Below are 13,234 nucleotides of genomic sequence, written 5' to 3' on the forward strand. Positions count from 1 at the left end.
GCCTCGCTTCAGCGCGGCACGTCGATCCACGCGAGCGCCGGCTCGACGAGACTGCCCAGCCAGACGCGCCCGTCCTGCTCCCGCACGCCGGTGGCCATGTGCCAGTCGGTGGCGTCCGCCGAGAGGTCGTGCACGAGCACGCCGGAGTCGTCGTGGGCGGTGACCCGGACGGTGCGGCGCGGGCTCGGCTTGAGCGCGTCCGGCAGCCGCAGCGCCAGGTCGCGCACCCGCTGCGGGCCGCGCTGGAGCAGGCCGAGGACCGGGTCCGGCGGGGAGGCGATCGCCGACCAGACGAGGCCGTCGGAGCCACGGGAGATGTTGTCGGGATACCCCGGCAGCCCGTCGACGAAGACCTGCTCCGCGGGAGGCGCGGCGGCACTCCCTTCGTCCCCCACGACGTGACCCGCCGCCGGCCGGCCAGCGTCCAGCCCGACCCGACGGATCCGCCCGAGCGCGCACTCGGCGACGAGGACGGCGCTCTCGTCCGCGAGCAGCGCGACGCCGTTGGCGAAGGCCAGCCCGTCGAGGACGGTCTCGACGCTGCCGTCGACGTCGCGGCGCAGCAGGCGACCGCTGCGGGTGTGGTCGACGAGGTCGGACTTCCACTCGTCGATGCCCCACCGACGCGAGGAGTCGCTGAACCAGACCGTGCCGTCCGCGGCGACCGCCGCGTTGTTGGTGAAGGCCAGACGCGTCCCGTCGACGTGCGTCACGAGCTCGTCGATCCCCAGGTCGCCGTCGACGTCGACGGCGAGCAGGCCGCGGCGTGCGTCGCACACGAGGAGGCGGCCGTCCGGCAGCCACTCCAGTCCGAGCGGTCGGCCGCCGGTCTCGACGACCCGCTCGTTGCGACGGCCGTCCGGGGTGATGACGATCACCGCCCCGTCGGCGGTGCCCGTCCACACCCGCCCGTCCGGCCCGAGGAGGACGTCCTCGGCTCCGGCGCCGGGCACCGGCACCGTGGTGATCTCGACGGTCGTGGGCTCATGGTGGTCCATGACCCCACCCTAGGGACGACGGGCGGAGGAAGGGAGGGCCCGCGGGCCTCCCTTCGCCGCTTCGTATGCTGGCGACGTGCCCATCACCAGCGAGACCACCGATGCCGTCACGGTCCTGACGATCGACCGCACCCATCGCCGCAACGCCCTCGACCTGACGACGCTCGAGGAGCTCCACGCAGCAGTCGTCGCAGCCGTCGGGTCCGGTTGTCGCGCGCTCGTGCTCACCGGTGCCGAGGGGCACTTCTGCGCGGGCGCCGATCTCACCGAGCTCGAGGACGTGTCCTTCACCGAGCGGCTCGCCGAGGTCCTCCAGCACCTCGCCGGCGTCCCGATCACGACCGTCGCCGCGATCTCCGGCTCGTGCATGGGCCTGGGCATGCAGCTGGCCGTCGCCTGCGACCTGCGTGTCGTCGACGCACCAGCCCGTTTCGCGGTACCGGTCGCCAAGCTCGGCCTCATGGTGGACAAGTGGACACTCGACCGGGTCGCGCGCTGCTGGGGCGAGGGCGCCGCCCGCCACATGGTGCTCACCGCCGCCGTCCTCACCGAGGACGACGCGTGGCGCCTCGGCTTCGCCCAGGTCCGCGGCGGCCTCGACACCGCGATCGACCTCGCCCGCTCCGCCGTGCCGCTCGCACCCCTGTCACAGGCCGGGTCCAAGCTCGGGATGGGCGCCGCCCCCGGCCCCGACGGCGACTACTCCGCCGCCTTCGCCCGCGCCTGGGCGAGCGAGGACCTCGTCGAGGGCCAGCGTGCCTTCGGCGAGCGCCGCACCCCCACGTTCGTCGGCCGCTGATGACCACCGCCGACGCCAGCGTCCGCAGCGCCACGGTCAACGACGCACCTGCCGTCGGGCAGACCCAGGCGCTCGTGTGGCAGGAGGCCTACGACGGCATCGTGCCGCCGCAGGTGCACGCCGCCTTCGACCCCCAGTCCTTCGCCACCGCCTGGCGCGACTCCCTGCGCACGCCGCCCCAGGGGGTGCACCGTCTCCTCGTCGCCTGCGCCGGCGAGCAGGTCGTCGGCTTCGTCGCGATCGGTCCGAGCCAGGACCCCGACGCCGGGCAGGCGACCGGTGAGGTCACGGCCCTCGGCGTGCACCCGATGCACCGCCGGCAGGGCCACGGGTCACGACTCGTCAACGCCGCCGTCGACATCCTGCGCGAGGCCGGTGCCGAGCACGTCGCCGCCTGGTGCCTCGTCGAGCACGAAGGGCTGCGCGCCTTCCTCACCGGCTCCGGGCTCGAGCCGGACGGCGCCTACCGCGACCGGGTCGTCTCCCCCGACGGTGCCACCGCACGCGAGGTGCGCCTCACCGCGGCGGTGGCGGACCCCCCTTCGCCCTCGTGAGCGAAGCCGTGCGTGAGGTCGCCGAGGCCCGCAAGCAGGGGCTCTCGATCGGCATCGCGAGCGGGACGTACGGCATCAGCTTCGGCGCCCTGTCGATCGCTGCCGGGCTCGACCTGTGGCAGACGATGGCGTTGTCGCTGCTGCTCTTCACCGGGGGCTCGCAGTTCGCCCTCGTCGGGATCATCGGCTCCGGCGGCAACCCCGTGACGGCCGTCGCGACCTCGACCCTGCTCGGGATCCGCAACGGCCTCTACGGCCTGCAGCTCGCCCGGATCCTGCGACTGACCGGGTGGCGCCGGGTCACCGCCGCGCAGCTGACGATCGACGAGTCGACGGCGATCTCGCTGGCACAGAGCACACCCGAGGGGCGCCGGGCCGGGTTCTGGGCCGGCGGCACCGGGGTCTTCGTCTTCTGGAACCTCTCGACGCTGCTCGGCGCGCTCCTCGGCAACGCCCTCGGCGACCCCCGGGTGTGGGGTCTCGACGCGGCGGCGGCAGCGGCCTTCGTCGCCCTCATCTGGCCCCGGCTGCAGGACCGCACCGGTCGGGTGACCGCGGCGCTCGCCGCCGCGATCGCCCTCGTCATGCTCGTGCCCACGCCTGCCGGCGTACCGGTCCTGCTCGCCGCGATCGCCGCCGTCGTCGTGGGCCTCCTCGACCGCACGCCGAGCACGGCGCGCGACATCGAGCAGCCCGAGGGGGACCTGCTGTGAGCACGACCGCCCTGTGGGTCACCGTCCTCGCCGCGTGCGCGCTCGGCTTCGCGGCGAAGTACGCCGGCTACCTGGTGCCGGAGTCCCTCGTCGACGGACCGAGGCGCTCGCGGATCATCGGCCTGCTGCCGGTCGCGCTGCTCGCCGGGCTGCTCGTCACCCAGAGCGTCGGCGGTGGCGACGGGATCGTCCTCGACGCCCGGCTGGCCGCCGTCGCGCTGGCCGTCGTGCTGATGTGGCTGCGGGCGAACTTCGTCGTCGTCATCTTCGGCGCGGCCGCCCTGGCCGCAGGCCTGCGCGCACTCGGCTGGGGCTGACGGACCCGACCTCGGGTCTCACAGGCCCAGGACGTGCTCCAGGCCGACCGTGACGCCGGGGTGCTTCGCGACCTCACGCACACCGGTGAGGACACCGGGCATGAAGGAGACCCGGTCGAAGGAGTCGTGGCGGATCGTCAGCATCTCGCCCTCGTTGCCGAGGAGGACCTCTTGGTGGGCGACGAGGCCGCGCAGGCGGACCGCATGCACCGGGACGCCCTCGACGCGCGCACCGCGGGCGCCGTCCGGGTCCTCCGTCGTCGCATCCGGGACCTCGCCGAGCCCCGCCTCGGTGCGTGCCTGCGCGATGAGCTCGGCGGTACGGGTGGCGGTGCCGCTCGGGGCGTCGACCTTGCGCGGGTGGTGCAGCTCGACGACCTCGACGGACTCGTAGAAGCGCGCGGCCTGCTTGGCGAACTGCATCATCAGGACGGCACCGATCGCGAAGTTGGGGGCGATGAGCACGCCCACTCCCCCCTTCGCCTCGACCTCGGTCCGCAGGGCGGCGGCGCGCTCGTCGGTCCACCCGGAGGTCCCGACGACGACGTGGACGCCGCGCTCGACGCAGTGGCGGACATTGCGCTCGCTCGCGGACAGGACGGTGAAGTCGATGGCGACGTCGGCGCCGCCGAGGTCACCCAGGTCGTCCCCGTCGTCGAAGCGGGCGACGAGCTCGAGGTCGTCCGCCCCCTCGACCGCCTCGCACGCCGTCCCACCCATGCGCCCCGCGGCGCCGATCACTGCCACCTTCGTCGTCATGGGCACAGCCTACGAAGGGGATCAGCACGCGACGCCACCGGCGGGTTGTTCACCTTCTGTTCATGTCGGTGCTATGGTCCGACATGAACACAAAGTGAACAGGAGGTGTCCGTCATGACCGTTACCCATCTCGAGCAGGCCGATCCGAAGAAGGCCGAGACCACTCGCCCCACCCCGAGGCTGACCTGCACCTGGGTCGCCGTGCGCGGAGAGGACGGCGAGACCCGCATGGAGATGCGCTGGCTCGACGAGACCCGTCGCACCGCACGTCACGCTGCCTGAACGAGCCACCGCTCCCCCAGCCAGGAAGCCCCGCCACCACGTCGCTGGTCGCGGGGCTTCCTCTTGTCCCCACGCACGACGAAGGGGGCCGACCCTCCCGTGGGAGAGCCGGCCCCCTTCAGGGACCCTGGGGTCAGTCGTCCTGAGCAGCACCGGACTCGTCGGAGCCCGACCCGGACACGGACGCGGGGCCCGACTCGCTGGCCTCGTCGTCACCGCGGCGGCGACGACGGCGACCGCCGTCGCGGCCACCCTCACGACCGCCGTCGCGGCCACCCTCACGACCACCGTCGCGACCACCCTCACGGCGACCGCCACGACCACCCTCGTCGTCACCGCCGGAGGCCATCTCGGCCTCCTGCTCGGGGGTGAGGACGGCGGCGAGGCTGAGCTTGCCGCGCGGGTCGATCTCCTTGAGCTCGACCTGGACCTTCTGGCCGATGCCGAGGATGTCCTCGACCGCGTCGATCCGCTTGCCGCCGACGAGCTTGCGCACCTCGGAGATGTGCAGCAGGCCGTCCTTGCCCGGCAGGAGCGAGACGAAGGCACCGAAGGTCGTCGTCTTGACGACGGTGCCGAGGAAGCGCTCACCGACCTCGGGCATCTGCGGGTTGGCGATCGCGTTGATCGCGTTGCGCGCGGCGTCCGCGGACGGGCCGTCGACCGCACCGATGAAGACGGTGCCGTCGTCCTCGATGCTGATGTCGGCGCCGGTGTCGTCCTGGATCTGGTTGATCATCTTGCCCTTCGGGCCGATGACCTCACCGATCTTGTCGACGGGGACCTGGACGGTGATGATGCGCGGCGCGGTCGGCGCCATCTCGTCCGGGGTGTCGATGGCCTCGTTCATGACGTCGAGGATGTGCAGACGCGCGTCGCGGGCCTGGGTGAGCGCGCCACCGAGCACGGAGGCGGGGATGCCGTCGAGCTTGGTGTCGAGCTGGATGGCCGTGACGAACTCACGGGTACCGGCGACCTTGAAGTCCATGTCGCCGAAGGCGTCCTCGGCGCCGAGGATGTCGGTCAGCGCCGCGTACTGCGTCTGGCCGTCGACCTCGTCGGAGACCAGGCCCATGGCGATGCCGGCGACCGGCGCGCGCAGCGGCACACCGGCGTTGAGCAGCGACAGGGTGGAGGCGCAGACGGAGCCCATCGAGGTCGAGCCGTTGGAGCTCAGCGCCTCGGAGACCTGACGGATCGCGTAGGGGAACTCCTCGCGGGGCGGCAGCACCGGCATGAGCGCACGCTCGGCGAGCGCTCCGTGGCCGATCTCGCGGCGCTTCGGGCTGCCGACCCGGCCGGTCTCACCGGTCGAGTAGGGCGGGAAGTTGTAGTTGTGCATGTAGCGCTTCTTGGTGACCGGGCTCAGTGAGTCGATCTGCTGCTCCATCTTGAGCATGTTGAGCGTGGTGACACCCATGATCTGGGTCTCGCCGCGCTCGAAGAGCGCCGAGCCGTGGACGCGCGGCAGCACCTCGACCTCCGCGCCGAGGGCGCGGATGTCGGCGAGGCCACGGCCGTCGATGCGGACCTTGTCGCGCAGGATGCGCTGGCGGACCTGCGCCTTCTGCACGGAGCGGTAGGCGGCGGACAGCTCCTTGTCCCGACCGAAGAACTCGCCGGGAGCCTCCTCGGTGCCCGCGAGGGAGGCCTTCATGGCGTCCTTGATCTCGTCGAGCCGGTCCTCGCGCTCGACCTTGCCGGCGATCGTCAGCGCGGTCGCGAGATCCGCGGAGGTCGCAGCCTCGACGGCGGCGTAGGCGTCGTCCTGGTAGTCGAGGAAGATCGGGAAGTCCTCGACCGGCTTCGCGGCCTTGGCAGCGAGGTCGGCCTGGGCGTCGCACAGGACCTTGATGAACTGCTTGGAGGCCTCGAGGCCCTCGGCCACGACCTCCTCGGTCGGGGCGGTCTTGCCCTCGTTCTTCACGAGGTTCCACGTGGACTCGGTGGACTCGGCCTCGACCATCATGATCGCGACGTCGTCACCCGCGATGCGGCCTGCGACGACCATGTCGAAGGTCGAGCGCTCGATGTCGCTGAAGTTCGGGAAGGCGACCCACTGGCCGTCGATGAGCGAGACGCGCACCGCACCGATCGGGCCCGAGAAGGGCAGACCGGAGATCTGGGTGGACGCGGATGCCGCGTTGATCGCGAGCACGTCGTACTGGTGGTCCGGGTGGACGGACAGGACGGAGATGACGACCTGGACCTCGTTGCGCAGACCCTTCTTGAAGGTGGGGCGCAGCGGGCGGTCGATCAGACGGCAGGTGAGGATGGCGTCCGTGCCGGGACGACCCTCACGGCGGAAGAAGCTGCCCGGGATGCGACCCGCGGCGTACATGCGCTCCTCGACGTCCACCGTCAGGGGGAAGAAGTCGAAGTGGTCCTTCGGGGTCTTGCCGGCCGTCGTGGTCGACAGGAGCATGGTCTCGCCGTCGAGGTAGGCGACGACGGCGCCGCCGGCCTGCTTGGCGAGGCGCCCGGTCTCGAACCGGACCGTGCGGGTGCCGAACTGGCCGTTGTCGATCGTGGCCTCGGCGAACTGGATCTCAGGACCCTCCATCGGGTCCTCCTTTTCTCTCTGCTACCGGGTGCATCGTCGTTGTGCCCCGGTCATGTCTTCGGTGGTGACGGTCTTCAGTTGTCGCATCTTCAGTTGTGGTTCCTCCGGGGTTCACACTGTCCCCGGATACGCGAAGAAGCGGCCCCCAGTCTCGGGAACCGCTCTCCACGACATACTTATCGGCGCAGGCCGAGGCGCTTGATCAGCGCGCGGTAGCGCTCGATGTCGGTGCTCTCCAGGTAACGCAGGAGGCGGCGACGCTTGCCCACGAGGAGCAGCAGACCACGACGGCTGTGGTGGTCGTGCTTGTGCTCGCGGGAGTGCTCGGTGAGGTCCTTGATGCGCTGCGTGAGCATCGCGACCTGGACCTCGGGGGAACCGGTGTCACCTTCGACGGTGGCGTACTCGGTCATGATCTGCTTCTTGACTTCAGCGGTCAGCGGCATGCGGTGACACTGCTCCATTCCTGGGTTGTTGCGCGGCGCGCCCGGGCTGGTTCACCGGGGCTCTTGGATCCGCGGCCGATCTAACGGCAACCCGTGCAGATTACCAGTGCGTCGCCCACGCCCCCTAATCCGCGGGGGGCCCCTCGTCCGCGACGGAGCGGACCGTGATGCGGCGGGGGCCGGTCACCTCGACCTCGACCACCCAGGACGGCTCGCCCGACAGCCTCTCGACGAGCTCCGGGGGGACGAGCGCGGTGTACTCGTCGCCCGCGGCGTCGGTCATGAGGTGGGCCACCTCCCCGACCGGCTCGGTGCGCTCGACGCTCACGGGCACGGTGCACCACCCCGGCGCGGGCCCCTCCTCGGGACGCGAGCCCGGGGCGCACCACACGAGCGAGCGGTTCTCCATCGCCTGCACCATCTCGACTCCTTGCTCCCGGGCCGCGGTCTCAGGCCGCGTCGCGTCCAGCCAACCATGTCGCGAGCGAGTGCGCGATGGGCATCCCGGTCGGCTCCTCGAAGCAGCTGTACGCGGGCGACGGGTTGACCTCGAAGCACCACCACCTCCCGTCCTCGTCGTGCAGCAGGTCGACCCCCGCGAAGGGCAGCTCGAGCTCCTCGGCGAGCCGCACGCAGCGTCGCGCCAGGTCGTCGGGCAGCTCCACGGGCGTCATCACGGTCCCCCCCGCCCCCCTCCGGGTAGCGGTAGTCGAGCGTCTCCGAGTCGACGGCACAGGCATGCACGGTGTCACCGACGACGTGCACCCGCACGTTGGTCCCGGTGAGCAGCCGCTGGAACTGGGTCGGTAGGTGCCGGACCCGCTCGAGGTCGTCCAGGCGCTCCCCCGCCAGCTCGTGCACGACGGACCGCACGCCGCTCACCGACTTGTAGACCACCCGCCCGTGTCGTCGCAGGAAGCGCCGCGCCTCCTCCGGGTCGCTCGTGACCAGCGTCTCCGGCACGTCGAACCCCAGCGCGCGGATCAGCGCAGCCTGGTACGGCTTCGAGGTGTTGCTCGACATCGCACGCGGGCGGTTGGCGACACGCAGCGGAGCGACATCCGCCCACGCGGTCATCGCCGCGAGGGCCGCCTCCTGCCGACGGTCGCGAAGGGGGTCGGGGACCAGACCGGCGACGTCCGGCCCGCTGAGCCGGAGGTAGAGGCCGGTGGCGCGCGAGAGGTCCACGCGCGCGCCGTGCCGACCGCACCAGGCACCGACGACCCCGCCGCGCACCTCGACCTCGAGCTGCCAGGCGTGCGCCTCCTCCTCGGCGAGCAGGAGCACCTCCATCCCCTCCCGGGAGGCCCGGTCGAGCAGGAGGCTCACGGGTGGCTCGCTGGGGCTGCCGACGACGATGATCATGCGACGCGCCTGCCCGCGTGCTCCGCGGCGCGCCCCTCGAGGTGTCGGGCCAGCATCTGCAGACCGGCCGGTGCCGTCGTCGCGGGCACCGGGTCCACCCCGAGGACCTCCGGCCCCCCGGGGCGCGGCCCGGGCACCGACAGCAGCACGCTCGCGACCTCGAGGTCGAGGGAGCGCACGAGGGCGCGAAGGGGACCGACCAGGCCGGCGGGCGCGTCGACGACGTCCCCGCAGACGAGGACCTGCCGGCGCCCGGGCGGGATCTCGGAGCTGCCGACCATCGGCTCGGCGAGCACCGGCCGCCCTGGCCCGCGGCCGGGGGCGTCCACGTGGCGCGGGATCCCCCCTTCGACCCAGGGGCGGCGCTGCCCGCCCGGCCAGCGTTCCCCGGGGACCCGGGCCGCGTCGGCGGCGAGGAGGAGGTCCGGGGTCGCCAGCCCGACCGCGGCACAGGCGGGCGCCAGCCGCAGGAGGTCCGGCGCCGTGCCGCACAGGGCCCCCGGGCTCGGCCGGTTGACGACGACCTCACGACGGCTCCACAACCAGGACAGCCCGGCGGCGTGCATCTCCGCCGCCGCGTACTCCGCGTCGGCCGACCGGGCGAAGGGGCGGGCCCGGAAGGTGACCGCGCGACACCAGATGACGTCGTACCCGGGCGGTTCGGGCTCGAGGTCGCTCGCGCACGGGCCCGACGCCGGGGTGTGGGTCGTGCTCGCCCGCGCGAGGTGCAGGTCGTCGGCGAGCTCGACCCACCCCACCCCCCGGCGGCGCAGCACGGCGGCCACGGCCATCGCGGTGACGTCCCGGGGTGGCGCGATGATCAGGATCGACGGGACCATCGCGGGCTCAGCCGGGCGGCAGGGTGTCGAACTCGGCCTTGGCCCCGGTCGACCCCTCCTCGACCGCCGACCGCAGCGCGTCCGGGTCCGGGCCACCGCTGCTGCGACCGAGGTCCGGCCGCTCCGCCTCGGGGATGAAGGGCTCGGCACCCTCGCTCCAGCCCTCGTCGGGCCCGCTGCCGCCCAGCGCCTCGAGGAGACCGTGGACCGCCGTCTCGAGCGCATCGAGCCGGCCCTCGAGGTCGCCTACCGACTCCGCGGCCGGGTCGGGCGCGGACGACCACCACTGCCCTCGGCCGAAGGGACGTTCGGCGAACTTCTCCCCGAACTTGTTGTCGGGGAACTTCTCCTCACGCAGCCCCTTGCCGTCACGGACGTCCTTGAGCCCCTTGCCGCGGTCGTCGCGCAGGTCCTTGATCGGCTTGCCGTCGCGCAGGTCCTTCATCGGCTTGACGTCGACGTCGGGCCACCGCTTCCACCCGTCCCGGATGTCCTTGATGTCCTTGGCCTCCCGCAGCTTGGGTGCGGTGAAGCAGCGCACCTTCAGCTGGACGGTCATCGCGGCGGACGAGGCCGGGATGGCGGAGATCTCCACGCAGGTGGACGCCCCGGCGAAGGACGTGCTGCTCGGCGTCGACGAGTCGTTGAAGGTGGTGTTGCCGGACGAGCCGGGGAAGGGGTCGCCGGCATCCCCGCGGTTGGTGTTGAGCTCGAGGTGCCGACTGCCGTCGGCCTGGAGGAGCCCGACCTTGTAGTGCGACTCGTTGGTGTTGCCGGTGACCGCCTCGTCGATGTGCCACACGAGCAGACCGGCCCCCGGCAGCGACTGGTCGTAGCCCGTGCGCTGCCGGTTCTCGACGAGGAAGTACTCGTTGCCACCCAGCCCGTCCTTCCACAACCGGTAGGCGGTGCGGCCCGTCTTGATGTCGTTGATCGTGACCGTCGCGTTGGTCGACTGCACGACGACGCTCGCCCACCCCTGGGTGAGCTTGCACCAGGCGGACGGGTGGGTCGGGCGGTCACCGCCGCCGCCCCACGAGCCTCCTCCCATGAGGCACCAGTTGCCCACGCCCTCGGACGTGCCGTCGGTGTCGTACAGGTCGGGCCAGCCGAAGATCAGGTGCCCGATCTCGTGCGCGCTGACGCCGATCTTCGCGTCCTCGGGGATGGTGAGGTAGGCGAAGACCTTGGTGCCGTCGACGGTGCGCTCGGCGGGCAGGACCCACTTGTGCGACCAGATGTCGGTGGCCTGCCCGGTCTGCTCGGCACCGCGGCCGGCGTGCACCACGATGAAGGCGTCGACGAACCCGTTGCCGTCGTTGTCGTAGGGCCCGAAGTCGACGTCGGCGTTGGCCGCGGACAGCGCGTCGTTCGCCATCGTCCGCGCGTTGGGCGTGGTGGCCTGCGTGCCGTTGGCGCTCCCCGCGTAGCTGGCCAGGGTGCCGGGCATCCGGTACGGGCCCACGACCTCCCCGGTGATCGTCACGAGGCCGCCCGACACGTCGGAGAAGTACTCCGTCACGCTCCCGTCGGGGAGCTCACCGTGCGAGAAGAAGAGCCGGCTGAAGCGGTCGTCGGCGTCCGCTGCCATCGTCTTGTCGGAGAAGTCCACGAGGACGACGACGACCCGCACGTCCCCGCGGAGGGGGGCCCGGTCCAGCGCCGCGCGCTGGGCCACGGCGGCCGTCGTCCCGGTCGGGAAGTACGTGCCGGGGAAGATGAGCCCGTCGTCGAAGCCGACGTGGTCGGGCGCCTTGAGGGTCAGGTGGTCGGCGAGGGTCCCGAGCTCCTGGTCGCGGACCTGCTCGCGCAACCGTTGGAACTGCTCCTTGAGCTGTTCGTTGAGCTCGGGGTCCGGCGCGACGACGCACAGGTCGTCGACGCGGTGTGGTCGGATCGTCCGAGGCCGTGCTGCATCGCTGTGACTGTCCATGATGACTCTCCGTCAAAACCATCGACCCCGGGTCCTGTCCGGGGGAACAGCAGCTGCGCCATCTCATCCTGACAGCGCCACCACCGGGCGACAAGGTCCCGGCCAGCCCTGTCGCCCAGCGGTAGTCGGCGCCCTCGGCGGCACCTGGGGAGGACGAGCGAAGGGGGGCGCGGCCGATGTGGCCGCGCCCCCCCTTCGTCAGTGCGTCAGAGGTTGATCATGTGCCCCGCGATGCCCTCGACGGCCTCCTTGACCGCCTCGGACAGCGTCGGGTGCGCGAAGACGTTGCGGGCGACCTCGTCGGCGGTGAGGTCCCACTTCTGCGCCAGGGTGAGGACCGGGAGCAGCTCGGTGACGTCGGGGCCGATCATGTGGGCGCCGAGGATCTCGTTGTGCTCGGCGTCCGCGACGACCTTGACGAAGCCGACCGCGTCGCCCAGGCCCATGGCCTTGCCGTTGGCGGTGAAGGGGAAGGTCGCCGTCTTGACGTCGTACCCCTTCTCCTTCGCCTGCTCCTCGCTGTAGCCGAAGGAGCCGATCTGCGGGTGGCAGTAGGTCGCGCGCGGGATGAAGTCGTACTCGACCGGCATGGTCTCGGCGCCGTTCATGTGCTCCGCGGCGACGACGCCCTGGGCCTCGGCGACGTGGGCGAGCATGAGCTTGGCGGTGCAGTCACCGATGGCGTAGACGTTCTCGACGTTGGTGCGGCAGTACTCGTCGATCTCGATGGCGCCGCGCTCGGTGAGCTGGACGCCGATGGACTCGAGGCCGTAGCCCTGAGTGCGCGGGGCGAAGCCGATGGCGGACAGGAGGCGGTCGGCCTCGAGCACCTGGGAGTCGCCCCCCTTCGCCGGGGTGACGGTGACCTTGACGCCCGAGCCGGTGTCCTCGACGGACTCGACCTTCGTGCCGAGCATGACCTTGACGCCGAGCTTCTTGTAGTGCTTGGCCAGCTCCTTGGACACGTCGGCGTCCTCGGTGGGGACCATGCGGTCGAGGAACTCGACGATCGTCACGTCGACGCCGAAGTTCTTCATGACGTAGGCGAACTCGACGCCGATGGCACCGGAGCCGGCGATGATGATCGAGCCGGGGAGGTTCTCGTCGAGGATCTGCTCCTCGTAGGTGACGACGTTCTTGCTCACCTCGACGCCGGGGAGCATGCGGGTGGTCGCGCCCGCGGCGACGATCAGCTTGTCGAAGGAGACGGTCTTGGTCTCTCCGTCGTTCAGGGCCACGTCGACCGTGTTGGCGGAGGTGATCGTGCCCCAGCCGTCGATCTCGGTGATCTTGTTCTTCTTCATGAGGAAGTGGACGCCCTTGACGATGCCGGCGCTCACCTGGCGGGAGCGGGCGTGCGTCGGCCCGAAGGACATCGTGACGTCGCCCTCGATGCCGAACTTCTTCTTGTCGTGGGTCAGCGTGTGCGCGAGCTCCGCGTTCTTGATGAGCGCCTTGCTGGGGATGCAGCCGACGTTGAGGCAGACACCGCCCCAGTACTTCTTCTCGATCACCGCGACCGTGTTGCCGAGCTGCGCGGCGCGGATCGCCGCCACGTAGCCACCGGGTCCGGCACCGAGCACAACAACGTCGAAATCAGCCATGGCCGACAGCCTAGCCACAGGTGGACTACGTTCAGACACGAGTCCGCATCACACCGCCGTGA

At 71.4% G+C, this 13,234-nt stretch carries 14 protein-coding genes; 5 read left to right on the plus strand and 9 right to left on the minus strand.

Translation table 11 applies throughout. The annotated features are described in order from the left end of the window. Positions 1 to 8: 8 nt before the first annotated feature. Positions 9 to 998 (minus strand): SMP-30/gluconolactonase/LRE family protein, encoded by a 990-nt coding sequence (locus V3C34_RS13365; protein ID WP_346007370.1) that lies wholly within the window; start codon positions 996 to 998, stop codon positions 9 to 11. Positions 999 to 1,074: 76 nt separating this feature from the next. Between V3C34_RS13365 and V3C34_RS13370 the strand changes: the two genes are divergently transcribed. Genes V3C34_RS13370 through V3C34_RS13385 form a run of 4 tightly spaced genes read left to right on the plus strand, consistent with a single transcriptional unit; the run spans position 1,075 to position 3,381 of the window. Next, positions 1,075 to 1,797 carry an enoyl-CoA hydratase-related protein gene (locus V3C34_RS13370; protein ID WP_345913696.1) on the plus strand — a complete coding sequence of 241 codons (723 nt, stop codon included), beginning with the start codon at positions 1,075 to 1,077 and terminating at the stop codon, positions 1,795 to 1,797. Further along, a complete protein-coding gene (locus V3C34_RS13375) occupies positions 1,797 to 2,351 on the plus strand; it encodes a GNAT family N-acetyltransferase (protein ID WP_068423399.1) in 555 nt (184 codons plus the stop codon). Before V3C34_RS13370 ends, V3C34_RS13375 begins: the two co-directional genes overlap by 1 nt. Then, complete coding sequence (locus tag V3C34_RS13380) at positions 2,348 to 3,064, plus strand: AzlC family ABC transporter permease (RefSeq protein ID WP_338537876.1); 717 nt, start codon at positions 2,348 to 2,350, stop codon at positions 3,062 to 3,064. Before V3C34_RS13375 ends, V3C34_RS13380 begins: the two co-directional genes overlap by 4 nt. Beyond that, a complete protein-coding gene (locus tag V3C34_RS13385) occupies positions 3,061 to 3,381 on the plus strand; it encodes an AzlD domain-containing protein (protein ID WP_068322831.1) in 321 nt (106 codons plus the stop codon). The genes V3C34_RS13380 and V3C34_RS13385 overlap by 4 nt, the downstream gene beginning before the upstream one ends. A gap of 18 nt (positions 3,382 to 3,399) precedes the next feature. Here the strand turns inward: V3C34_RS13385 and dapB are convergent, their stop codons facing one another. Beyond that, a complete protein-coding gene (gene dapB / locus V3C34_RS13390) occupies positions 3,400 to 4,140 on the minus strand; it encodes a 4-hydroxy-tetrahydrodipicolinate reductase (RefSeq protein ID WP_345913698.1) in 741 nt (246 codons plus the stop codon). A 114-nt stretch (positions 4,141 to 4,254) separates the two neighbouring features. Between dapB and V3C34_RS13395 the strand changes: the two genes are divergently transcribed. Continuing rightward, entirely contained in the window at positions 4,255 to 4,422 is a 168-nt protein-coding gene (locus V3C34_RS13395) for a hypothetical protein (protein WP_169701824.1), read from the plus strand. A 133-nt stretch (positions 4,423 to 4,555) separates the two neighbouring features. On the opposite strand, the gene V3C34_RS13400 is transcribed toward V3C34_RS13395, so the two are convergent. The 7 genes from V3C34_RS13400 to lpdA form a co-directional block, all read right to left on the minus strand. After that, on the minus strand, positions 4,556 to 6,985 hold the full coding sequence (locus tag V3C34_RS13400; protein WP_338537874.1) for a polyribonucleotide nucleotidyltransferase: 2,430 nt from the start codon (positions 6,983 to 6,985) through the stop codon (positions 4,556 to 4,558). Positions 6,986 to 7,161: 176 nt separating this feature from the next. Next, positions 7,162 to 7,431 (minus strand): 30S ribosomal protein S15, encoded by a 270-nt coding sequence (gene rpsO, locus V3C34_RS13405; protein WP_068322822.1) that lies wholly within the window; start codon positions 7,429 to 7,431, stop codon positions 7,162 to 7,164. Positions 7,432 to 7,555: 124 nt separating this feature from the next. Beyond that, positions 7,556 to 7,852, minus strand: a complete 297-nt coding sequence (locus tag V3C34_RS13410; RefSeq protein WP_068322819.1) for a hypothetical protein — start codon at positions 7,850 to 7,852, stop codon at positions 7,556 to 7,558. 28 nt (positions 7,853 to 7,880) lie between these two features. Next, on the minus strand, positions 7,881 to 8,105 hold the full coding sequence (locus tag V3C34_RS13415; protein WP_346008571.1) for a hypothetical protein: 225 nt from the start codon (positions 8,103 to 8,105) through the stop codon (positions 7,881 to 7,883). A gap of 687 nt (positions 8,106 to 8,792) precedes the next feature. Then, positions 8,793 to 9,635, minus strand: a complete 843-nt coding sequence (locus V3C34_RS13420) for a hypothetical protein (protein WP_346007371.1) — start codon at positions 9,633 to 9,635, stop codon at positions 8,793 to 8,795. A 7-nt stretch (positions 9,636 to 9,642) separates the two neighbouring features. Then, on the minus strand, positions 9,643 to 11,568 hold the full coding sequence (locus V3C34_RS13425) for a M6 family metalloprotease domain-containing protein (protein ID WP_346007372.1): 1,926 nt from the start codon (positions 11,566 to 11,568) through the stop codon (positions 9,643 to 9,645). A 206-nt stretch (positions 11,569 to 11,774) separates the two neighbouring features. Continuing rightward, positions 11,775 to 13,172: a dihydrolipoyl dehydrogenase gene (lpdA, locus tag V3C34_RS13430; RefSeq protein WP_068322810.1), complete on the minus strand. Its 1,398-nt coding sequence runs from the start codon at positions 13,170 to 13,172 to the stop codon at positions 11,775 to 11,777. Positions 13,173 to 13,234 lie beyond the last annotated feature (62 nt).

Source organism: Janibacter terrae (assembly GCF_039636765.1).
In the GTDB taxonomy this organism is placed as follows: Bacteria; Actinomycetota; Actinomycetes; order Actinomycetales; family Dermatophilaceae; genus Janibacter; species Janibacter terrae.

What these genes read in the sequence shown, in the direction of transcription:
- V3C34_RS13415 (WP_346008571.1), bottom strand. Translation starts at nt 8,105, where the DNA reads ATGACGCCCGTGGAGCTGCCCGACGACCTGGCGCGACGCTGCGTGCGG.
- V3C34_RS13375 (WP_068423399.1), top strand. Translation starts at nt 1,797, where the DNA reads ATGACCACCGCCGACGCCAGCGTCCGCAGCGCCACGGTCAACGACGCA.
- V3C34_RS13400 (WP_338537874.1), bottom strand. Translation starts at nt 6,985, where the DNA reads ATGGAGGGTCCTGAGATCCAGTTCGCCGAGGCCACGATCGACAACGGC.
- rpsO (WP_068322822.1), bottom strand. Translation starts at nt 7,431, where the DNA reads ATGCCGCTGACCGCTGAAGTCAAGAAGCAGATCATGACCGAGTACGCC.
- V3C34_RS13410 (WP_068322819.1), bottom strand. Translation starts at nt 7,852, where the DNA reads ATGGTGCAGGCGATGGAGAACCGCTCGCTCGTGTGGTGCGCCCCGGGC.
- V3C34_RS13425 (WP_346007372.1), bottom strand. Translation starts at nt 11,568, where the DNA reads ATGGACAGTCACAGCGATGCAGCACGGCCTCGGACGATCCGACCACAC.
- V3C34_RS13365 (WP_346007370.1), bottom strand. Translation starts at nt 998, where the DNA reads ATGGACCACCATGAGCCCACGACCGTCGAGATCACCACGGTGCCGGTG.
- dapB (WP_345913698.1), bottom strand. Translation starts at nt 4,140, where the DNA reads ATGACGACGAAGGTGGCAGTGATCGGCGCCGCGGGGCGCATGGGTGGG.
- V3C34_RS13420 (WP_346007371.1), bottom strand. Translation starts at nt 9,635, where the DNA reads ATGGTCCCGTCGATCCTGATCATCGCGCCACCCCGGGACGTCACCGCG.
- V3C34_RS13395 (WP_169701824.1), top strand. Translation starts at nt 4,255, where the DNA reads ATGACCGTTACCCATCTCGAGCAGGCCGATCCGAAGAAGGCCGAGACC.
- lpdA (WP_068322810.1), bottom strand. Translation starts at nt 13,172, where the DNA reads ATGGCTGATTTCGACGTTGTTGTGCTCGGTGCCGGACCCGGTGGCTAC.